The sequence below is a fragment of the Micrococcus lacusdianchii genome, from assembly GCF_023155805.1.
GTDB classification, from domain to species: domain Bacteria; phylum Actinomycetota; class Actinomycetes; order Actinomycetales; family Micrococcaceae; genus Micrococcus; species Micrococcus lacusdianchii.
Window position 1 is genome coordinate 158,954 of the sequence record NZ_JAKNUW010000004.1, and the last position, 21,569, is coordinate 180,522.

14 protein-coding genes and 2 tRNA genes are annotated in these 21,569 nt (G+C 73.6%); 7 read left to right on the top strand and 9 right to left on the bottom strand.

What is annotated here, in order from left to right; translation table 11 throughout:
* Positions 1–2: 2 nt before the first annotated feature.
* The 8 genes from MA879_RS04095 to ilvD all read right to left on the bottom strand — a co-directional run bounded on the left by MA879_RS04095 (position 3) and on the right by ilvD (position 11,308).
* Positions 3–1,094 carry a branched-chain amino acid aminotransferase gene (locus MA879_RS04095; RefSeq protein WP_248123728.1) on the bottom strand — a complete coding sequence of 364 codons (1,092 nt, stop codon included), beginning with the start codon at positions 1,092–1,094 and terminating at the stop codon, positions 3–5.
* Between the two features lie 66 nt (positions 1,095–1,160).
* Complete coding sequence (locus MA879_RS04100) at positions 1,161–2,246, bottom strand: 3-isopropylmalate dehydrogenase (RefSeq protein ID WP_248123729.1); 1,086 nt, start codon at positions 2,244–2,246, stop codon at positions 1,161–1,163.
* A 103-nt stretch (positions 2,247–2,349) separates the two neighbouring features.
* Positions 2,350–3,975 (bottom strand): methionine--tRNA ligase, encoded by a 1,626-nt coding sequence (gene metG, locus MA879_RS04105; protein ID WP_248123730.1) that lies wholly within the window; start codon positions 3,973–3,975, stop codon positions 2,350–2,352.
* Positions 3,976–4,051: 76 nt separating this feature from the next.
* Complete coding sequence (gene serA / locus MA879_RS04110) at positions 4,052–5,647, bottom strand: phosphoglycerate dehydrogenase (RefSeq protein WP_248123731.1); 1,596 nt, start codon at positions 5,645–5,647, stop codon at positions 4,052–4,054.
* 170 nt (positions 5,648–5,817) lie between these two features.
* Entirely contained in the window at positions 5,818–6,849 is a 1,032-nt protein-coding gene (gene ilvC, locus MA879_RS04115; RefSeq protein WP_248123732.1) for a ketol-acid reductoisomerase, read from the bottom strand.
* A 48-nt stretch (positions 6,850–6,897) separates the two neighbouring features.
* The gene (ilvN, locus tag MA879_RS04120) at positions 6,898–7,407 is read right to left on the bottom strand and encodes an acetolactate synthase small subunit (protein WP_248123733.1); all 510 of its coding nucleotides are present in this window, start codon (positions 7,405–7,407) and stop codon (positions 6,898–6,900) included.
* 11 nt (positions 7,408–7,418) lie between these two features.
* Positions 7,419–9,287 (bottom strand): acetolactate synthase large subunit, encoded by a 1,869-nt coding sequence (locus tag MA879_RS04125; protein ID WP_248123734.1) that lies wholly within the window; start codon positions 9,285–9,287, stop codon positions 7,419–7,421.
* 287 nt (positions 9,288–9,574) lie between these two features.
* The gene (gene ilvD / locus MA879_RS04130) at positions 9,575–11,308 is read right to left on the bottom strand and encodes a dihydroxy-acid dehydratase (protein ID WP_248123735.1); all 1,734 of its coding nucleotides are present in this window, start codon (positions 11,306–11,308) and stop codon (positions 9,575–9,577) included.
* A gap of 116 nt (positions 11,309–11,424) precedes the next feature.
* On the opposite strand from ilvD, the gene MA879_RS04135 reads away from it, so the two are divergent.
* The 7 genes from MA879_RS04135 (at position 11,425) to MA879_RS04165 (ending at position 19,478) form a co-directional block, all read left to right on the top strand.
* Complete coding sequence (locus tag MA879_RS04135) at positions 11,425–11,946, top strand: hypothetical protein (protein ID WP_248123737.1); 522 nt, start codon at positions 11,425–11,427, stop codon at positions 11,944–11,946.
* A gap of 56 nt (positions 11,947–12,002) precedes the next feature.
* Positions 12,003–12,075, top strand: a tRNA-Lys gene (locus tag MA879_RS04140).
* A gap of 104 nt (positions 12,076–12,179) precedes the next feature.
* Positions 12,180–12,677: a thioredoxin-dependent thiol peroxidase gene (gene bcp / locus MA879_RS04145; RefSeq protein WP_248123739.1), complete on the top strand. Its 498-nt coding sequence runs from the start codon at positions 12,180–12,182 to the stop codon at positions 12,675–12,677.
* A 61-nt stretch (positions 12,678–12,738) separates the two neighbouring features.
* Positions 12,739–12,820, top strand: a tRNA-Leu gene (locus MA879_RS04150).
* Between the two features lie 38 nt (positions 12,821–12,858).
* Positions 12,859–14,517: an ABC transporter substrate-binding protein gene (locus MA879_RS04155; protein WP_248123740.1), complete on the top strand. Its 1,659-nt coding sequence runs from the start codon at positions 12,859–12,861 to the stop codon at positions 14,515–14,517.
* A 154-nt stretch (positions 14,518–14,671) separates the two neighbouring features.
* Complete coding sequence (locus MA879_RS04160; protein ID WP_248123742.1) at positions 14,672–16,153, top strand: malate:quinone oxidoreductase; 1,482 nt, start codon at positions 14,672–14,674, stop codon at positions 16,151–16,153.
* A gap of 7 nt (positions 16,154–16,160) precedes the next feature.
* Entirely contained in the window at positions 16,161–19,478 is a 3,318-nt protein-coding gene (locus MA879_RS04165) for an efflux RND transporter permease subunit (protein ID WP_248123744.1), read from the top strand.
* A 41-nt stretch (positions 19,479–19,519) separates the two neighbouring features.
* Here the strand turns inward: MA879_RS04165 and MA879_RS04170 are convergent.
* On the bottom strand, positions 19,520–21,569 hold a 2,050-nt coding region (locus tag MA879_RS04170), incomplete at its 5' end, for an SMC family protein (RefSeq protein WP_470365344.1).

The window sequence follows — 21,569 nt, forward strand, 5'->3', positions numbered from 1 at the left end:
GGTCAGACGAGGCGGCGCAGCCAGCCGTGCCGGTCCTCGACCGCGCCGGTCTGGATCCCGAGCAGCTCCTGACGGATCCGCAGGGTGACCTCGGTGCCGCCGGCGGACTCGATGACGTCGTCGCCGTCGAGCAGCCGCCCGATCGGGGTCACCACCGCCGCCGTGCCGCAGGCGAAGACCTCGGTGATCTCGCCCGAGCGCACGCCCTCGGCCCACTCGGCGAGGGTGACGCGACGCTCCTCGACGGTCAGGCCCATGTCCCGGCCCAGCTGGAGGATCGAGGAGCGGGTGACGCCCTCGAGGATCGTGCCGGTGAGGGCCGGGGTGACGAGTCGGCCGTCGGCGTGCACGAAGAACACGTTCATGCCGCCGAGCTCCTCGATCGCGTCGTCGTGGTACTGGTCGAGGAACACGACCTGGTCGGCGCCCTTGGCCGCGGCCTGCAGCTGGGGCAGCAGCGAGGCGGCGTAGTTGCCGCCGGTCTTGGCCGCGCCCGTGCCGCCCTTGCCGGCGCGGGCGTAGTCGCGCGAGACCCAGATGGTCACCGGCTTGAGCTCGCCGCCGAAGTAGTTGCCGGCCGGGGAGGCGATCACCATGTACCGCACCTGCCGGGCCGGGCGGACGCCGAGGAACGCCTCGGAGGCGAACATGAAGGGGCGCAGGTAGAGGGACTGGCCCGGGCCGGTGGGCACCCAGGCCCGGTCCGCCTCGAGCTGGGCCCGCAGCGAGCCGAGGAACAGCTCCTCGGGCAGCTCCGGCAGGGCCAGGCGGCGGGCGGAGCGGTTCAGGCGGGCCGCGTTGGCCTCCGGGCGGAACGTCCACACCGAGCCGTCCTCGTGCCGGTAGGCCTTCAGGCCCTCGAAGATCTCCTGGCCGTAGTGCAGCACCGCGGCCGAGGGGTCCAGGGAGATCGGTCCGTAGGGCTCCACCCGCGCGTCGTGCCACGCGCCGCCGTCCTCGTCCCACGTCCAGTCGATGGAGACCATGTGGTCCGTGAAGACGTCACCGAAGCCCGGGTTCTCCAGAATCTCGGCGCGCTCGGTCTCCGAGAGCGGGGACAGGTGCGGCTGACGCGTGAACGCGGACTCGGTCACGGGACTCTCCTCGGACTGGGCGGACGGGGTCGGGTCCATGGTAGGCCCTGACGTGTGGTGTGGGTCTCAGAGGCGCGCAACGACGTCGGCGCCCACCTCGGCGGTGGACCCGCGCTCGGTGCCGCGCTCGGCCAGGTGCCCCCAGACGGCCCGGGTCAGGCGGTCCGCGGCCCCCTGCTCCCCCACGTGCTCGAGCAGCAGGCCCGCGGAGAGGATCGCCGCCACGGGGTCGGCGATCCCCTGGCCCGCGATGTCCGGGGCGGAGCCGTGGACGGGCTCGAACATCGATGGTGCAGTGCCCTCCACGTTGATGTTCGCCGAGGCGGCGAGCCCGATGCCGCCCGTGATCGCACCGGCGAGGTCCGTGAGGATGTCCCCGAACAGGTTGTCCGTGACGATCACGTCGAAGCGGGCGGGATCGGTGACCAGGACGATCGTGGCGGCGTCCACGTGCATGTAGTCCGTGGTCACCTCGGGGAACTCGGCCGCGACCTCCTCGAACGTGCGCCGCCACAGGTGGCCGGCGTGGACCAGGACGTTGTGCTTGTGCACCAGCGTGAGGCGTTTGCGCTCCGTGGCGGCAGCGCGGCGGAAGGCGTCCTGCACCACACGGCGCACGCCGTGGGCGGTGTTGACGGAGACCTCGGTGGCGATCTCATGCCCGGTGCCGGTGCGGAGGGCGCCGCCGTTGCCGACGTACGGGCCCTCGGTGCCTTCGCGGACCACCGTGAAGGCCACCTGGCCCGGCTCAGTGAGAGGGCTGGAGATCCCCGGGTAGAGCCGGGCCGGGCGCAGGTTCACGCCGTGGTCGAGCGCGAAGCGCAGCTTCAGCAGCATGCCCCGCTCGATCAGCCCGGACGGGATCCGGGTGTCCCCGGGGGCGGCGCCGACGGCCCCGAAGAGGATCGCGGCGTGGCCCCGCAGCGCCTCGAGCGTCTCGTCCGTGAGGGCCTCGCCGGTGGCGAGCCAGTGCTCCGCGCCGAGCGCGTACTCCGTCAGACGGGGTGCGGGGCGGCCCTCGGCGGCCAGGGCGGCCTCGAGCACGGCCACGGCCTGCTCGGTGACCTCCGGGCCGATGCCGTCACCGCCGATCACGGCGATGTCCAGGGGTGCGGACGGGGACGCGGCGGGGGGGCTCGGCTGTGCGGTCATGCGAGCCAGGATAGGAGTGGCCTCGCCACATGGCCAGGATCCGGACACCTGGTCTCGGATCCTGGACAGCGCACGGGGCCCGGACGGGGTCGGAGCGGGCAGTTCAGGCCTCGGTCGACTCCTCGTGCCGGGGGAACACGCCTTCCGGTCTCGGCAGGGCCGTCCCCGGCACCAGGTCCTCGGCGAAGGCCGCGAAGGACCGCGCGCCGGTGCCCGAGGCGCCGGTGCGGCCGGCGTCGCCGGCGGCGGGCACGCCCAGCAGGTCCAGCAGGCGCGTGGCCGAGCCCGGCATCACCGGCTGCACGAGCAGCGCGACGCGGCGCACGGCCTGCAGCGTCACATACAGCACGGTGCGCATGCGGGCCTCGTCGGTCTTGCGCAGCACCCACGGGGCCTGGTCCGCGAAGTACGCGTTGACCTCGCCCAGCACGCGCCAGGTCTCCTCGAGGGCGTCGTGGAAGTCCTGCACCGCGTAGGCGGAGCGGGTGCGCTCGAGCAGCGCGTCCACCTGGGCCAGCACCGCGCGGTCCGCGTCGGTCAGCTCGCCGGGCTCGGGGACGGCGGCGCCGCAGTTCTTGGCCACCATGGACAGCGAGCGCTGGGCGAGATTGCCGAGGTTGTTGGCCAGGTCCGCGTTCTTGCGGCTCACCACGGCGTCGTGGCTGTAGGAGCCGTCCGCGCCGAACGGGAACTCGCGCAGCAGGAAGAACCGCACGGCGTCCAGGCCGTACCGGGCCACCCATTCCCGCGGGTGCACCACGTTGCCCAGGGACTTGGACATCTTGGCCCCGTTGTTGTTCAGGAAGCCGTGGATCATGACGCGGCGCGGCAGCTCGAGGCCGGCCGACATGAGGAACGCGGGCCAGAAGATGCAGTGGAACCGGGAGATGTCCTTGCCGATCACGTGCAGGTCCGCCGGCCAGTAGCGCGCGAACGCCTCCGGGTCCTCCGCGGGCCAGCCCGCGCCGGTGAGGTAGTTCGTCAACGCGTCAACCCAGACGTAGGTGACGTGGTCCGCGCGCCGGTCGGCGTCGGCGGCGTCGGGGTCCGCGGGCGCCGGCAGGTCGATGCCCCACTGGAAGGAGGTCCGGGAGATGGACAGGTCCTCGAGCCCGGCCTCCACGAAGCGGATGACCTCGTTGAAGCGGTACCGGGGGGCGGCGAAGTCCGGGTGGTCGCGGTAGTGGTCCAGCAGCGGCTGCTGGTACTTGGACAGGCGGAAGAAGTACGACTCCTCCTCCGTCCACGTCACCTCGGTGCCGGTCTCGACGGCGCGACGCACGCCGTCCTGACCCACCTCGGTCTCGTCCTCGCCGAAGTAGCGTTCGTCCCGCACGGAGTACCAGCCGGCGTAGGAGCCGAGGTAGATGTCCCCGTTGGCCTCCATGCGCCGCCAGATCTCGCGGACGGCCTCGGCGTGGTCCGTGTCCGTGGTGCGGATGAAGCGGTCGTAGGAGATGTCCAGGACGTCGTCGTCCATCTCCTTGAAGACGGCGGCGTTGCGCGTCGCCAGCTCGACGGCGCTCACGCCCTGCTGCTGCGCCGTCTGCTCCATCTTCTGGCCGTGCTCGTCCGTGCCGGTCAGGAAGCGCACGTCCCGCCCGTCGAGCCGCTGGAAGCGGGCCATCGCGTCCGAGGCGATGTACTCGTAGGCGTGGCCGATGTGCGGCTCGCCGTTCGGGTAGGAGATGGCCGTGGTCAGGTAGTACGGGGCGCGGGCGTCAGTCACGGTCCCCGAGTCTACCGGCGCGGGGCCGGGACACTCCGGGCGGGTCCCGCCCGCCCGGAGCGGGACGCCGGTCCGGTCAGCCGGCCAGGTCCACCTCGGCGGCCCGCGCGGCGCCGATGGCCCCGCCCAGGGCCTCGACGGTGCCCGGACGCAGCCCGGCGTCGAGGGTGAGGACGGCCAGGGCGGTGCCGTCCTCGTCCCGGGAGACGTCCATGCCGGCGATGTTCACCTGCTGGGCCCCCAGGGCCTGGCCGAGGGAGCCGATCACGCCGGGGCGGTCCGCATAGGAGAAGATCAGCAGGTGGTCGGCCAGCGGGACCTCCACCTCGTGACGGTCCACGCCCACCAGCTTCTGCACCTGCTTCGGCCCGGTCAGGGTGCCGGTCACGGAGGCCTGCGCGCCCTGCGCGGTGGCCGCCCGGACCGTGACGGTGTTCCGGTAGGACTCGGCGTGCGACGTGGTGGTCAGGCGCGTCTCCACGCCGCGGGCCTCCGCCAGCACCGGGGCGTTCACGTAGGACACCTGCTCCGAGACGATGTCGGTGAAGACACCCTTGAGGGCGGCCAGGCGCAGCGCGGACACGTCGAGGGACGCGATCTCCCCGGCCACCTCGACCTCCACCGCGGACAGCGACTGCTCCCCCACGAGGGCGGCGAGGACCCGGCCGAGCTTCTCCGCCAGCGGCAGGCCCGGGCGGACGTCCTCGTGGATGACGCCGCCGGCCACGTTCACGGCGTCCGGCACGAGCTCGCCGGCCAGGGCCAGGCGCACGGACGCGGCCACGGACACGCCGGCCTTTTCCTGGGCCTCCGCGGTGGAGGCCCCCAGGTGGGGGGTCACCACCGCGGAGTCGTGGCGGAAGAAGGGCAGGTCCGTGGCCGGCTCGGAGGAGAACACGTCCACGCCGGCGCCGGCGATGGTGCCGGAGTCCAGCGCGCGGTCGAGGGCGTCCTCGTCGATCAGGCCGCCACGGGCCACGTTCACGATGAACGCGGTCTCCTTCATGCGGGCGAACTGCGCGTCCGAGATCATCCCGACCGTCTCGGGGGTCTTGGGCATGTGGATCGTCACGAAGTCCGCCCGCTCCAGCAGCGTGTCCAGGTCCACGAGCGTGGCGCCGAGCTGCTGGGCGCGGGCCGCGCTGATGTACGGGTCGTAGGCGAGGATCTCCATGCCGAAGGCCCGCATGCGCTCGGAGACGAGCGCGCCGATCCGACCGAGGCCGATCACGCCGAGACGCTTCTCGAACAGCTCCACACCGGCGTACTTGGAGCGCTTCCACTCCCCCGCCTTGAGGGCGCGGTTGGCCGGGGCGATGTTGCGCGCGGCCGAGAGGATGTGGCCGCAGGTCAGCTCGGCCGCCGAGATGATGTTGGACGTGGGCGCGTTGACCACCATGACGCCGGCCTCGGTGGCGGCGGGGACGTCCACGTTGTCCAGGCCGACGCCGGCGCGGGCGATCACCTTCAGGTCCGGGGCGGCGGCGATCGCCTCGGCGTCCATCTGCGTGGCGGAGCGGACGAGCACGGCGGAGGCGCCGGGCAGGTCGGCCAGCAGGCGGGCCCGGTCGGCGCCGTCGGTGTGGCGGATCTCGAAGTCGGGGCCCAGGGCCTCGACGGTGGCGGGCGAGAGCTCTTCGGCGATCAGGACGACGGGCTGGGCAGCGCTCACGGCACTTCCTTCGGTGAGGGGGCGGGGGCCAGGTCGGTGCTCCGAGCCTAGCCGCATGGATATGCAGGTGTATGAATACGACGACGGCGCCGGTCACCTCGCGGGGTGACCGGCGCCGCCGGGGTCCGGTGCGCCCCGCGCGGCGGCGGACGGCGGGACCGGGGTCCGGGTCAGCGGGCGGCGGTGCCCTCGGTGTAGTCGTCGTCGGAGTCCTTGAGCCAGGCGAACATCTGGCGCAGCTCGCGGCCGGTCTTCTCGATCGGGTGCTGCTCGCCCTTCGCGCGCAGCTCCGTGAACTCGGGGGCGCCGGCGGCCTGGTCGTCCATGAAGCGCTGCGCGAAGGCGCCGGACTGGATGTCCGCGAGCACGGCCTTCATGTTCTCCTTCACGTCGGGGGTGATGACGCGCGGGCCGGAGACGTAGTCGCCGTACTCGGCGGTGTCGGAGACGGACCAGCGCTGCTTGGCGATGCCGCCCTCCACCATGAGGTCCACGATCAGCTTCAGCTCGTGGAGCACCTCGAAGTAGGCGATCTCCGGCTGGTAGCCGGCCTCGGTGAGAGTCTCGAAGCCGTACTGGATCAGCTGGGAGGCGCCGCCGCACAGCACGGCCTGCTCGCCGAACAGGTCGGACTCGGTCTCCTCCGTGAAGGTGGTCTCGATCACGCCGGCGCGGGTGCCGCCCACGGCCTTGGCGTAGGACAGGGCGAGGGCGTGCGCCTGGCCGGAGGCGTCCTGCTCGACGGCGATCAGCGCGGGCACGCCGCGGCCGGCCTCGAACTCCCGGCGCACCACATGGCCCGGGCCCTTGGGGGCCACCAGGGCGACGTCCACGCCCTCAGGCGCCTCGATGTAGCCGAAGCGCACGTTGAAGCCGTGCGCGAAGAACAGGGCGTCACCCTCCTGCAGGTTCGGGGCGATGTGCTCCTTGTACACCTGCGCCTGCACCTGGTCCGGGGTCAGGATCATGATCAGGTCGGCCTCGGCGGCGGCGGTGGCGACGTCCACCACGCGCAGGCCCTCGGACTCGGCCTTGGCGCGGGACTTCGAGCCCTCGGCCAGGCCGATGCGCACGTCCACGCCGGAGTCGCGCAGCGAGAGGGAGTGGGCGTGGCCCTGGGAGCCGTAGCCGATCACGGCCACGGTGCGGCCCTGGATGATCGAGAGGTCGGCGTCGTCGTCGTAGAACTTGTTCACGGACATGGTGTTCTCCTTGGCGTGTCGGGGTCGGTGGTCGGACGGGCCCGCGGCTCAGCGCGCGAGGGCCCGGTCGGTCATGGAACGCGGGCCGCGGGCCAGTGCGAGGGTGCCGGAGCGGACGAGCTCGCGGATGCCGTAGGGCTCCATCATCTCCAGGAACGCGGCGAGCTTGTCCCGCGTGCCGGTGGCCTCGAGCGTGAGGGAGTCCGGGGAGACGTCCACCACGTGGGCGCGGAACAGGTCCGCGGCCTGGACCACCTGGCCGCGCGTCGCCGCGTCGGCGCGCACCTTCACCAGCAGGTGGTCGCGCTGGACGGAGGAGTCGGCGGCGAGCTCGACCACCTTGATGACGTTCACCAGCTTGTTCAGCTGCTTGGTGACCTGCTCGAGCAGGTGCGCGTCGGCGTCGACCACCACGGTCATCCGCGAGATGCCGGGCACCTCGGTGACACCCACGGCGAGGGAATGGATGTTGAACGCGCGCCGGGCGAACAGGCCGGCCACGCGGGTCAGGGTGCCGGGCACGTCCTCGACGAGCACGGACAGGGTGTGGCGTTCCATCGTGGCCCTCCTCAGTCTTCCTGGTCCCAGTCCGGGGTCATGTCCCGGGCGATCTGGATGGCGTCGTTGCTCACGCCGGCCGGCACCATGGGCCACACCATCGCATCGCGGGAGACCACGAAGTCGACGACGACGGGCCGGTCCCGGACGGCGAGGGCCTCCTGGATGGTGGCGTCCAGGTCCGCCTCCCGCTCGCAGCGCAGGCCCGCGGCGCCGTACGCGTCGGCGAGCTTGACGAAGTCGGGCACGCGGCGGGAGCCGTGGCCGGTGTCCAGGTCCGTGTTGGAGTACCGCTCCCCGTAGAACAGCGTCTGCCACTGGCGGACCATCCCGAGGGAGGAGTTGTTGATCACGGCCACCTTGATCGGGATGCCGTTGATCACGCAGGTGGCCAGCTCCTGGTTGGTCATCTGGAAGCAGCCGTCGCCGTCGATCGCCCACACGGTCCGCTGCGGCTCGGCCACCTGCGCGCCCATGGCGGCCGGCACGGCGAAGCCCATGGTGCCCAGGCCCGAGGAGTTCAGCCACTGGCGCGGGCGCTCGTACTCCACGAAGTGGCTGGCCCACATCTGATGCTGACCCACGCCGGACACGTAGGTGGCCTCAGGCCCGGACAGCGCCGAGATCCGCGAGATCACCTGCTGGGGGGCCATGAGCCCGTCCTCGGTGGGAGTGAACCCCAGCGGGTAGGTGCTCCGCAGCCGGTCGAGGGTGGACCACCACGCGGACAGGTCGGGCAGGGGGGCCTGCCGTGACTGGACGCGCAGCTCGGCCACGAGGTCCGGGATGATCTCCTTCACGGACCCGACGATCGGCACGTCGGCGATGCGGTTCTTGGAGATCTCGGCGGGATCGATGTCCGCGTGGATGACCTTGGCGCCCGGCGCGAAGGAGGCCAGGTGGCCGGTCACGCGGTCGTCGAAGCGGGCGCCGAGGGTGATGAGCAGATCGGCCTGCTGCAGCGCAGCCACGGCCGGCACCCCGCCGTGCATGCCGGGCATGCCCAGGTTCTGTGGGTGCGAGTCCGGGAAGACGCCGCGTGCGGTGAGCGTGGTCACCACGGGCGCGCCCGTCAGCTCGGCCAGCTCGGCGAGCTCCTCGTGGGCGTCGCCGCGGGCCACGCCGCCGCCGACGTACAGCACCGGGCGCCGGGCTTCGCGGACGAGCCGGGCGGCCTCGCGCACCTGGCGGGGGTGCCCGCGCAGCACCGGCCGGTAGCCGGGCAGGTCGATCCGCGGCGGCCAGGAGAACTCGAGCTCCGCCTGCTGCGCGTCCTTCGTGATGTCGACCAGCACCGGGCCCGGACGCCCGGTGCCGGCGATGTGGAACGCCTCCGCCAGGGCGGAGGGGATGTCCTCGGCACGGGTCACGAGGCGGGAGTGCTTCGTGATCGGCATCGTGATGCCCACGATGTCCGCCTCCTGGAAGGCGTCCGAGCCGATCGCGGCGGAGCTCACCTGGCCCGTGATGAACACCACGGCCTGGGAGTCCATGTGGGCATCCGCGATCGCGGTGACGAGGTTCGTGGCACCGGGGCCCGAGGTGGCGATCGCCACACCGATCCGGCCAGTGGCCAGGTGGTACCCCTGGGCGGCGTGGCCGGCGCCCTGCTCGTGGCGCACGAGGACGTGCCGGATCCGCTCGGAGTCCATCAGCGGGTCGTAGGTGGGCAGGATCGCGCCGCCCGGCAGCCCGAAGACGTCGGTGACGCCGAGCTCCTCGAGTGAGCGGATGACGGCCGCGGAGCCGGCCATGACGGTGGGCGGGACCTCGGCGCGCGGGCCGGGCACACAGGGCTCCACGGTCTCGGGGCGGGCGGGGCCGCGCTGGTCCCGTCCAGTGGTCGCCGCCGGGGCGGTGGCGCGGGGGGTCGTGCTCATCGTGCACCTCACTGCGTTCGCTGCTGGGCCGCCTGCCGCGGGGCGGTCGGCGTCGTGGCCGGGGATCCGTCCGGACCGGCAGGGTCGTCTGCCGCAGGGACGGATCGCCAGGCGTGGCCGGTCTGAGGTGGGAACGCGGACCGCCGGATCCTCGGGGGTGGCTCCAGTATGGTCGGCGCGGCGATGTGCACTCCAACCCGCCCCCACCCTGTCTCATGATGTGAGATCACTCACCAGATGGTGAGACTCCGCGCCGCCGGCCGGGGCGCGGAGTCCCGTCGGGCGCCTCAGCCGAGGTAGGCGCCCTCGGCGGCCGAGTGGACGAGCTTGGCGTACTTGCCGAGCACGCCGGTGGTGAACTTCGGCGCCACCGGCTCCCAGGCCGCGCGGCGGGAGGCAAGCTCGGCCTCGTCCACCAGCAGGTCCATCGTGCGGCCCGCGATGTCCACGCGGATGCGGTCGCCGTCCTGCACCAGGCCGATCGGGCCGCCCTCGGCGGCCTCCGGCGCGATGTGGCCGATGCACAGTCCCGTGGTGCCGCCGGAGAAGCGGCCGTCCGTGATCAGCAGGACGTCCTTGCCCAGGCCCGCCCCCTTGATGGCGCCGGTGATCGCCAGCATCTCACGCATGCCCGGACCGCCCTTGGGGCCCTCGTAGCGGATCACGACGACGTCGCCCGCCTGGATGGTGCCGTCCTCGAGGGCGTCCATCGCGGCCCGCTCCCGATCGAAGACGCGCGCGGTGCCCTCGAAGACGCCGGCGTCGAAGCCCGCGGACTTCACGACGGCGCCCTCGGGGGCCAGCGAGCCGTGCAGGATCGCGATGCCGCCGTTGGGGTGCAGAGGCCTCTCCATCGCTCGAATGACGGTGCCGTCCACCGGATCGGGGCGGAGATCCGCCAGGTTCTCCGCGAGGGTCCTGCCGGTGACCGTCAGCGCGTCCCCATGGAGCAGGCCCTCGTCCAGCAGGGCCTTCATGACCACCGGGACGCCGCCGACCCGGTCCACGTCCGTCATCACGTACTGACCGAAGGGCTTGAGGTCCGCGATGTGCGGGACCCGGTCCGCAATGCGGTTGAAGTCGGACAGCTGGAGGTCCACCCCGGCCTCGCGGGCGATCGCCAGCAGATGGAGGACGGCGTTGGTCGAGCCGCCGAACGCCATGGTCACCGCGATCGCGTTCTCGAACGCGGGCTTGGTCATGATGTCCCGCGCCGTGATGCCCTGGCGCAGCATGCCCACGACAGCCTCGCCGGAGCGTCGGGCGAAGGCGTCGCGACGGCGGTCGGCCGAGGGGGCGGCGGCCGAGCCGGGCAGGGACATGCCCAGGGCCTCACCGATCGAGGCCATCGTGTTGGCCGTGTACATGCCGCCGCACGCACCCTCGCCCGGCGCGATCGCCTTCTCGATGCGCAGCAGGTCCTCCTCGGACATCAGCCCGCGGGCGCATGCGCCGACCGCCTCGAAGGCGTCGATGATGGTGACCTGCTTCTCGGTGCCGTCCGTCAGGCGGACCACGCCGGGCATGATCGAGCCGGCGTAGACGAACACGGAGGCCAGGTCCAGGCGGGCGGCGGCCATGAGCATGCCGGGGAGGGACTTGTCGCAGCCGGCCAGCAGGACCGAGCCGTCGAGGCGCTCGGCCATCATCACGGTCTCCACGGAGTCCGCGATCACCTCGCGGGAGACGAGGGAGAAGTGCATCCCCTCATGCCCCATGGAGATGCCATCCGAGACGGACACCGTGCCGAACTCGAGGGGGAACCCGCCGGCCGCGTGCACGCCCTCCTTCGAGGCCTGGGCCAGCCGGTCCAGGGAGAGGTTGCACGGCGTGATCTCGTTCCACGACGACGCGATGCCGATCTGCGGCTTGGCGAAGTCCTCGTCCCCCATGCCCACGGCGCGCAGCATGCCGCGCGCGGCGGTGCGCTCCATCCCGTCGGTGACGTCGCGCGAGCGCGGCTTGATGTCGGGTCCTGTGGAGGCGTCCTGGGCGGTGCGGTCAGCGGGGGGAGTCTGCATGCGGCGCAGTCTAATGACCGGCCCTCGCGCCGGGACCGGGACGACGGAGCGTGACGAACCGCGGCCGCGCACCCCTGACAGCCGCCGGGGCCCGCCACTACGTTGGAGGCATGGCCATGGACTCGCCCACCCTCCAGCGGCGCCTGCGCGGCGTGTTCGACGCGCGGGTGTTCAACCACGGCGACTACAACCTGGTCTACGCCCAGCCCTCCGGCGGCTCGCTGCCCCACGTGATCGGCTACCGCCACTCCCCGCTGGAGATGCTGCTGTGCCCCGTGGATCCGGTGGACGCCGTGGCCGCCGACCTGACGGAGGACGCCGCGGACGCGCTCGCAGACCCGGCCACCGACTCCCTGCCCGGCGTGGTGAGCGTGGCCCTGGCCAACGTGGCCACGGTCGCCGACACCGGCACCGGGTACCAGGTGGAGACCGTCACCGGATTCCGCACCTGGTTCGAGGTGGTCGACCACCCGCGGGTACCGGTCGGCTCGGCCTCCGACGACGGCACGGCCGAGCTCGACCAGGCGCGCGACGCCGCGGACTTCCACGGCTTCATGACGGCCTTCATGGATGAGCTGGACCGTCTCTACGAGGTCCGTCCGGACCCCGATTTGCACGGTCCCGGGGAGGACATGTAAAGTCTCACCTCGTTGCAACGGCCCGAGGAGCAATCCCCACGGCCACCGCGGCACCTGCACCTCTAGCTCAATTGGCAGAGCATCTGACTCTTAATCAGCAGGTTCCGGGTTCAAGTCCCGGGGGGTGCACAGTGCAGGCCCCGTCACCCTCCGGTGGCGGGGCCTGGTCCGCCTCCTGGGTCCCGCACAGACCCGTCCCCCCGCCGTCGCCCGCCCCGGCCTATCGTGTGGACATGACCGAGAACACCGACTCGCCCGCCCTCCGCCGCCTCCAGCCCGGGGACACGGCCCCCGAGTTCACCCTCCAAGACCAGGACGGCCGCCCCGTGTCCCTGCGGGACTCGGCCGGCAGGAGCACCGTCGTCTACTTCTACCCGGCGGCCGCCACGCCCGGCTGCACCACCCAGGCCTGCGACTTCCGGGACAGCCTGTCCGCCCTCACCGCGGCCGGGTACCGCGTCCTCGGGATCTCCCCCGACCCCATCGGCAAGATCATCCGGTTCGCACAGCAGGAGTCCCTGACGTTCCCCCTGCTGTCCGACGAGGACCACGCCGTGGCCGAGGCCTACGGCGCCTGGGGCGAGAAGAAGAACTACGGGAGGACGTACGAGGGCCTGGTCCGCTCCACCGTCGTGGTGGGCCCGGACGGCCGCGTCACGCACGCGCAGTACAACGTCAAGGCGACCGGGCACGTGGCACGGCTGCGCCGGACCCTCGGCGTGGAGGACTGACCACCCCGGGTGCCGCAGTCGCGGGCGGTAGGATCGGAGCTCGCCCCGGCACCCGGGGCACGCGGGCGTGGCGGAACTGGCAGACGCGCTGGATTTAGGTTCCAGTGTCCACGGACGTGGGGGTTCGAGTCCCCCCGCCCGCACGCCGGACCCGCCCGCCCCCGCCCCGGAAGGAGCCCCCGTGGCCGCCAGCCGTCGCACCTTCCTGGCCCTCGGCCTCGCCGGCCTCGGCTCCGGCGCGACCGCGTGCGGCACGGCCCCTGCGGACCCCGTGCCGGCGCCGCCGCCGGCCACGGCCTCCCCCGCCGCCGCGTCCTCGGCCGCGCCCCGCCCCCTCGTGGTCGGCGCCCCGGCGCGGGTCCTGACCCGGGATCCGGCCCGCGCATGGGACTCGGAGACCTTCCGGGTGAGCCGTCAGGTCCTCGAGCCGCTCCTGGGCGTGGACCCGAACACCGGCGCCCCGACCCTGAAGCTCGCGGAGCACACGCTCTCCGCCGACGCCCTCACCCACACCCTCACGCTCGAGGAGGGCCTGCGGTTCGCCGACGGCACCCGCTGCGACGCCGCCGCCGTGGTGGCCAACGTGGAGCGGTGGGCCGCGATCGAGGACGGGGGTGCCGTGCCCTCCCCGTTCGTCGCCGCCTTCGGCGGCCGCCCCGGGGATCCCGACACGGCGTTCGTCGCTGTCGAGGCCGTCGACGAGGTCACGGTGCGCCTGCGGCTGAGCCGGCCGCTGCGCCATCTGCCGGCCGCCCTCGGCTCCCCCGAGTTCGGGGTGTCCTCACCCGCCTCATGGCCGGCCGCCGACGCGGACGGCGCCTTCCCCGCCGGCACCGGTGCGTACCGGTTCGCTGACGCCGTGGAGGCGGCCGCCGTCGTCGAGGGACTGCGTGTGCCCGGCGAGACGACCGTGCTGACGCCCAATCCGGCACACCGCCGGGACCTGCCGGACCTGCCCGTGGCGGCGGTCTCGGCGTGGGGCCGGGCGAGCACCCGGCTGCGGGAGCTGCGCCGGGGCCACGCGGACGTGATCGACGTGGTCGCCCCGGGCCAGCTGCGCCCCCTCGTCGAGGCGGGCACGCAGGTGCTGCCCCGCGACCCGTTCTCCGTGCTGTACCTCGGGTTCAACGTGGACCACCCGCTGATGTCCTCGCTCTACCTGCGCCAGGCCGTGGCCTTCGCGGTGGACCGTCCGCGGCTGGCCCGCTCGGACGTGTTCCTGCAGGGCACCGCGATCGCCGACGGCCTCGTCCCGCCGGCGCTGGGCGTGGGCGTCGAGGACGCGCCGCGGTACGAGATCAACCCCGAGCGGGCGGGCCGGCTGCTCGAGCAGGCCGGCTATGAGGGCGAGCCGCTCGAGCTGATGCACCCCGCCGGCGTGGCCTGGCCCTGCCTGCCCGAGCCCGAGCGGGTGGCGGCGATGGTGGCCGAGGACCTGGGCGTCGTCGGGATCCACGTGCGCCCCGTGCCCGTGCCCCCGGACCAGGACTACCTGCGCGCCGTCGTCGAGCGCGGCTCGCGCGCGCTCCACCTGCGCGGCCGGGACGGCCTGTATCGGGACGCCCACGCCTTCCTCGAGCCGTTCGCCCGCTCGGGCCGCGCCGAGACCCGCTACCTGAATCCCCGGGTGGTCGAGGACGTCGACGCCGCCGCCTCCGAGCTCGACGACGAGCGCCGTCGCGAGCTGCACCGGCGGGCCCACCGGGCGCTGCTGCTGGACCTGCCCGCCCTGCCGCTCGTGCACCCCATCTCCGCACTGGCCACCGGCCCGCGCGTCGGGTCGTACCCCAGCTCCCCCCAGCTCGACGAACCCTTCGACCGCATCGATCTGCGGATCTGAGCGTCGCCGACCCGGCCGGGGACGCACGTCGTCCCGGCACATCGGGCACCGCACGCGCGGAGTAGAGTGGAGCCCCGAGGCACCGGCGTGTGAGACCCGCCCGGACGGGATCCGCCGGTGCACCGTCCTCGCCGTCGAGCACCAGGAGCAGACCGTGCCCACCCCCTCGTCCACCACCCACGACGTCGTCCTGATCGGCGGCGGCGTCATGAGTGCCACCCTCGGCGTCATGCTGCAGAAGCTCGAGCCCACCTGGTCGATCGCCCTGTACGAGAGCCTCGACCAGGCCGGCCTCGAGTCCTCCGACCCGTGGAACAACGCGGGCACCGGCCACGCGGCCCTGTGCGAGCTGAACTACTCGCCGATGGGCAAGGACGGCCGCGTGGACACCGCCAAGGCCAAGGGCATCAACGAGCAGTTCTGGATCTCCCGCCAGTTCTGGTCCTCCCTCGTGTCCGAGGGCGTCCTGAAGGACCCGAAGGGCTTCATCAACCCCCTGCCCCACATGTCCTTCGTGCGCGGGGACGACCACGCCGAGTACCTCCGCAAGCGCTACGAGGCGATGTCCGCCGAGCCGCTGTTCGCGGACATGGAGCACACCGAGGACCACGCCGTGATCGGCGAGTGGGCCCCGCTGCTGATGGACGGCCGCGGCGCCGACGAGCGCGTGGCCGCCTCGCGCGTCGCCTCCGGCACGGACGTGGACTTCGGCGCCCTGACCCGCCAGCTGGTCACCGCCCTGTCCGCCGGCGGCGCCGACGTGCGCTTCGGCCACAAGGTGACGGGCCTCGAGCGCGGCACGGACGGCCGCTGGGAGGTCACCGTGAAGAACAAGGCGGCCGGCACCTCCGTGACCGACCGCGCCCGCTTCGTGTTCGTGGGCGCCGGCGGCGGCGCCCTGGGCCTGCTGCAGAACTCCGGCATCCCGGAGATCAAGGGCTTCGGCGGCTTCCCCGTCTCAGGCCAGTTCCTGCGCTGCACCGACGAGGCCGTGGTGGACCGCCACCTGGCCAAGGTCTACGGCCAGGCCGCCGTGGGCGCCCCGCCCATGTCCGTGCCGCACCTGGACACCCGCTTCGTCAACGGCAAGCGCTCCCTGCTGTTCGGCCCGTACGCCGGCTTCTCCACGAACTTCCTCAAGTCCGGCTCCTACCTTGACCTGCCGCTGTCCGTGCGCCCGCACAACCTGCCCACCATGCTGAACGTGGCCAAGGACAACATGGACCTGACCAAGTACCTGATCACCGAGGTGCTGAAGTCGAACGAGAAGAAGGTGGACACCCTCCAGGAGTTCTACCCCTCCGCGGACGGCTCGAAGTGGGAGCTCATCACCGCGGGCCAGCGCGTGCAGGTCATGAAGAAGAAGGGCAAGTTCGGCGGCGTGCTGCAGTTCGGCACCGAGGTCGTCAGCCACGCCGACGGCTCGATCGCCGGCCTGCTCGGCGCCTCCCCGGGCGCCTCCACCGCGGCCCCGATCATGGTGACGCTGCTCGAGCGCTGCTTCCCGGCCAAGTCCGCCGCCTGGGAGCCCCGCCTGAAGGAGCTCATCCCGTCCCTGGGCCGCACGCTCAACGACGATCCCCAGCTGCTCTCGGACGTGCGCGCCTCCACCGACGCCGCGCTCCAGCTCGGCTGAGCCCTCCATGGGTGCGCTGGCTCGGTCCTCCCTGTCCCGGCGAGCGCTCGTGGCGCTCGTCACCGTGTTCATCGCGGTGTTCGGCGTCCTCTCCGCCGGTCAGCTCAAGCGGGAGCTCATCCCCTCGCTCGAGCTGCCGGTGATCTCGGTGTCCACCACCTACCCGGGCGCGAGCCCGGAGGTGGTGGACGCCCAGGTCGGCGAGCCCCTCGAGACCGCCCTGCAGGCGGTCGAGGGGCTCGAGTCGTCCCGCTCCACCTCCGCGTCCTCGTTCAACAGCGTGACGCTCGAGTTCGAGTACGGCACCGACCTCACCCGCGCCCGGTCCCAGGTGGACCGGGTGATCTCCAACCTCCAGGCGCGGCTGCCGGAGGAGACCGAGACGACGTCGTTCGCCGGCTCCGTCTCCGACTTCCCCGTCGTCTTCCTCGCCCTCTCCGGCGACGCCGACCTCAACGAGCTGCGGCGCCGCGCCGAGGACGTGCTGGTCCCCCGCCTGCAGAAGGTGGACGGGGTGCGCGGCGCCGAGGTGATCGGCGGGACCGAGGAGTTCGTCTCGGTGGTCCCGGACCAGGCGGCCCTGGCCGCCGCGGGCCTCACCACGCAGGACGTCACCACCGCGCTCGAGGAGAACGCGGGCCTGTTCCCCATCGGCCAGGTCACCGCGGACGAGGTCACCTACCCCGTCCAGGCGGGCGCTCCCGTCGAGGACCTGGACGACCTGCGGGCCGTCACGGTGGTCCCGGCCGAGGACGCCTCAGCGGCTCCGGCCGACGCCGGCGGCGGCGGTCCCGGGGCGCGCGCGCCGCAGCGGCTGGGCGACGTGGCCGAGGTCTCCCTCGGCACCGCCGACCCGACGTCCGTGACGCGCACCGACGGCGTGGAGACGCTGTCCCTGAGCGTGACCGCCACCCCGGACGCGGACCTCGTGGCCGTCTCGGAGTCCGTTCGGGCCATCCTCCCCGAGCTGGAATCGCTCGCCGGGGACGGCGCCCGCCTCTCCGTGGTGTTCGACCAGGCCCCGTTCATCGAGCAGTCCATCGACACCCTCTTCGTCGAAGGCCTGCTGGGCCTGGGCATGGCGGTGCTCGTGATCGCGGTGTTCCTGCTCTCGGCCCGCTCCACCCTGGTGACCGCGGTGTCCATTCCGCTGTCCCTGCTCACGGCCCTGATCGGCGTCGCGGCCTACGGCTACTCCCTCAACACGCTCACCCTGGGCGCCCTGACCATCTCGATCGGCCGCGTGGTGGACGACTCCATCGTGGTGGTGGAGAACATCCGCCGCCACATGGGGCTGGGCGAGGACAAGCGCACCGCCATCCTCACCGGCACCGGCGAGGTGGCCACGGCCATCACCGCCTCCACCCTCGTCTCGGTGGCGGTGTTCCTGCCGATCGCCTTCGTGGGCGGGCTGGCCGGGGAGCTGTTCCGGCCCTTCGCCGTGACCACCACGATCGCGCTGCTCGCCTCCCTGCTTGTGGCCCTGACCATCGTCCCGGTGCTGTGCTGGTGGTTCCTGCGCGCACCGCGGACGGCCGAGCGCACCGAGGGCGAGTCCGACCGGCCGGGCGCGGCCGACGACGGGCTGGCCCGCGCCTACCGCCCGGTGCTGCGCTGGACCCAGCGCCACGCTGTGGCCACCCTCGCGGCGTCCGTGGCGCTGCTGGCCGGGACCGCGGCGCTCATCCCGCTGATCCCGACCAACCTGCTCGGGGACTCCGGGCAGAACTCGTTCGTGGTGACCGCCGAGCAGCCCGCCGGCACCTCCCTCGAGACCACCGCGCGGGCCGCTGAGCGGATCGAGGAGGTGCTCCTGTCCACCGAGGGTGTGGACACGGTGCAGTTCACCGCGGGCAGCTCCGGGGGTTTCCTCGGCGGCTTCGGGGGCCAGTCCTCGGACGAGGCCCAGTTCACCGTGACCACGGACCCCGACGCCGACCAGGAGGCCCTGCGCGAGGATGTGCGCGGCCGGCTGGAGGCCCTCGAGCGGGTGGGGACCGTGGAGGTCTCCGCCCAGCAGGGCCCCAGCGGCGAGCAGGACGTCGTCGTCCAGGTCACCGCCCCGGACCCGGAGGCGCTGGACGCCGCCGCGGAGTCCGTGGCGGCACAGCTGCGCGGCGTCGAGGGGGCCCGTGAGGTCTCCACCGCCGCCGCTCGCACCCGTCCCACCTACCAGGTGGACGTGGACACGCAGGCCGCCGCCGAGGCCGGCCTCACCGAGGAGGCGGTCTCCGGCCAGGTGGCCGCAGCCCTGCAGGCCGTTCCGATCGGGGACGTGCGCTTCGGCTTCGAGGAGTTCACGGTCCGCCTCGGCGATCCCTCCCCCGTGGCCAGCCTGGAGCAGCTGCGCGCCGTCCCGGTGCAGACCCCCGGCGGCCCCGTGGCCCTCGAGACGCTCGCCGAGGTCCGCCAGGAGGACGTGCCCGCGCAGGTGACCTCCTCGAACGGCGAGCGCACTGCGGAGGTCACCGTGACCCCGGCCTCGGACGACCTGGGCGCGGTCGCCGGGCGTGTGTCCGACGTCGTCGCGGGCCTGGCGCTGCCGGAGGGCGTCACCGCCACCGTGGGCGGCGCCGCCACCCAGCAGGCGGAGACGTTCCGCGACCTCGGCCTGGCGCTGCTGGCCGCGATCGCCGCGGTCTACGTGGTGATGGTGGCGACGTTCAACTCGTTGCGCCAGCCGTTCGTCCTGCTCGTGTCCATCCCGTTCGCCGCCACCGGCGTCTTGCTGGCGCTGCTGCTCACCGGCACCGCGCTGGGCGTGGCCACCCTGATCGGCATGCTCATGCTGGTCGGCATCGTGGTGACCAACGCGATCGTCCTGATCGACCTGATCAACCAGTACCGGCGCCACCGCGGCCTGGGGCTGGACGAGGCGATCGAGCTGGGGGCGCTGAACCGCGTGCGCCCCGTGGTGATGACCGCGCTGGCCACCGTGCTGGCCATGCTCCCGATGGCCCTGGGCGTCACGGGCCAGGGCGGGTTCATCTCCCAGCCGCTGGCCGTGGCCGTGGTGGGCGGCCTGGTCTCCTCCACGGTGCTCACCCTGGTGCTCGTGCCGGTGCTGTACCGGCTCACCGAGGCCCGGGGCGAGCGCCGCCTTCGGGCTGAACGCGAGGAGGCCGCCCGCGCTGAGCGGGAGCGGCTCGAGCGCCAGGCGGCGGAGCGGGCCGCGGCCGAGCGCGCCGCGACCGGCCCCTCGGCCGCCGTCCTCGGCCCGTCGGCGGGTGACGGGTCCGCCGTGGCGCGGCCCGTCCGGTCCGGACTGCGCGGCCGGATCGCCCGCGCGGGCACCGCGGTGCGCCGCCGCCTGAGCCGCGACTGAACCGACTCGCCGGCCGGCACGAACGGTCCCCGCCCAGGGACTCAGTCGCCGTCGTGGACGGCGAGGGTGGAGCCGCGGCGGTCCTTGGTGACGGCCAGGCGCACGGGGATGTCGTTCCGCATGCGCTCCACGTGGCTCACGAGGCCGACGGTGCGCCCGCCGCTGCGCAGCGAGTCCACCACCCCCATGACCACGTCCAGCGTCTGCGAGTCCAGGGACCCGAATCCCTCGTCCACGAACAGGGTGCCCAGCTCGATGCCCCCCGACTCGGCCTGGACGGTGTCGGCGAGGCCGAGGGCCAGGGCCAGGGAGGCCATGAAGGTCTCGCCGCCGGACAGGGTCGAAGGGTGGCGCACCTCGTCCACGTAGTGATCCCGGACCACCAGCTCCAGGCCCTTCGTGCCGCGCCCTCCGACGTCGTCGGCGTACTCCAGCGAGTAGCGGTCGTCGGTCATCCGGAGCAGCCGTTCCGTGGCAGCTGCGGCGACCTCCTCGAGCCGGCCGGCGAGCACGTAGCTCGTCAGCGGCATCTTCAGGCGGTTCTCCCCGGAGCCCCGGACGAGGGCGAGCAGACCCGTCACCCGCTCGTGCTCGACGATCAGGTCCGCGGCGCGGTCCAGCACGTCGCCCAGTGCGGTGCCCTGGCGCCGGACGGCGGCCACGAGGGCGGCGCGGGAGCCGACGACGGCGCCCCGCTCCCGGGACTCGGCCTCGGCGGCCTCGAGCGCCGCCTCCGCGGCGCGGGTCTGCTCGGCGTCGGGCGCCCGGGTGCCCTCCTCCCGGAGCCGGCGGCCCTGCCGCACAAGCTCGGTGCCGGCGAGCTCGGCCAGGGCGGACGCCTCGCGGTCGAACGCCCGCACCGCGGCGTCCGCGGCCGCCGCCCGCACCTCGGTCAGACGGGCGGCGCGGGCGGTCGCCACGTCCGGGAAGGCCTTCTCCTCGAGGGCCGCCTGCACGGCCTCGTCCGCCTGGGCGGCCAGGGCGGCCGCGGAGGACCGTCGGCCCAGGGCCTCCTCGAGCGCCTCGAGCGCGGCTCGCGCGGCGGCGACCGCGTCCCGGCGCACCTCAAGCTCCTCCGCCCCGTCGGCCGCGGCGGCGACAGCCTCATCGAGCTCCGCGATGCGCTCGGCGCGCTGGAGGGTCAGCTCCTCCAGGCGGGCGTCCTCGGTCGCCAAGTCCGCAAGGGTCGTGACGGCCGCCTCGTGCGCCGTCTCCGCGGCGGTCAACCGACCCCGCACGGCGGCGAGCCCCCGCCTCGCCCGGACGAGCTCCTCCCGGGCGGCCTCGGCGGCCGCGACCGCCGCGGCGGCCTCGTCCGGGGCGAGGCCGCCGGCCGCGGTCTCCGCTTCGTGCCGCCGCCCCTCGGCGGCAGCCAGCTCGGCGGCGGCGGCCGTGGCGGCGTCGACGGCTCGCGAGAGCGACTTCTCCGCGCGCCGGACCGCGGCCTCGCTGACCTGCTCCCCCACGGGCTCCGCCGGGCGCGGGTGCTCCACGGAGCCGCAGACGGCGCAGGGCCGGCCCGCCTCGAGCCGCGAGGCGAGCTCGGAGGCGGCCTGCTCGTAGCGGGCCCGCAGCAGGTCGAGCCGCCGCTGTGCCGCGGCGTGCTCCGCCGCGACGGCCGTCTCGTGGGCCGTGCGTGCGGCCTCCGCCTCCGCGGCGCGGGCGGCGGCCGCCTCCGCGGCGGCGTGGCGGGCACGGGCCTCGGCGAGGTCCTGGTCCACCGCGTCCTGGGCGCCCAGACGGACGGCGCCCTGCTCCACCTCCTCCCGCAGGGCCGTCACCTCCTCCGCCCGGGCCGTGCGCTCGGCCTCGGCGGCCTGCCGCTCCCCCATGACGGCCTCCCGGCGGCGCGCGGTGTCCTGCTGCTCCGCCTGCAGCCGGCCGATGCGGGCCCGGTGGGCGAGCGCGGTGGCCACGGCCTCCCCGGCGGCGACCGCGTCCTGCACGGCGGACCGCGCCGCAGCCGCGGAGACCGTCCCCTCGGCGTCCCCCACCGCGTCCCGGGCGGCGGCGAGCCACCCGGCGGCCAGCGCGTCGGCCGCGGCGCCCTCCTGGGCCGCGGCGCCCCGCACGTCGGCCGCCTCCGCAGAT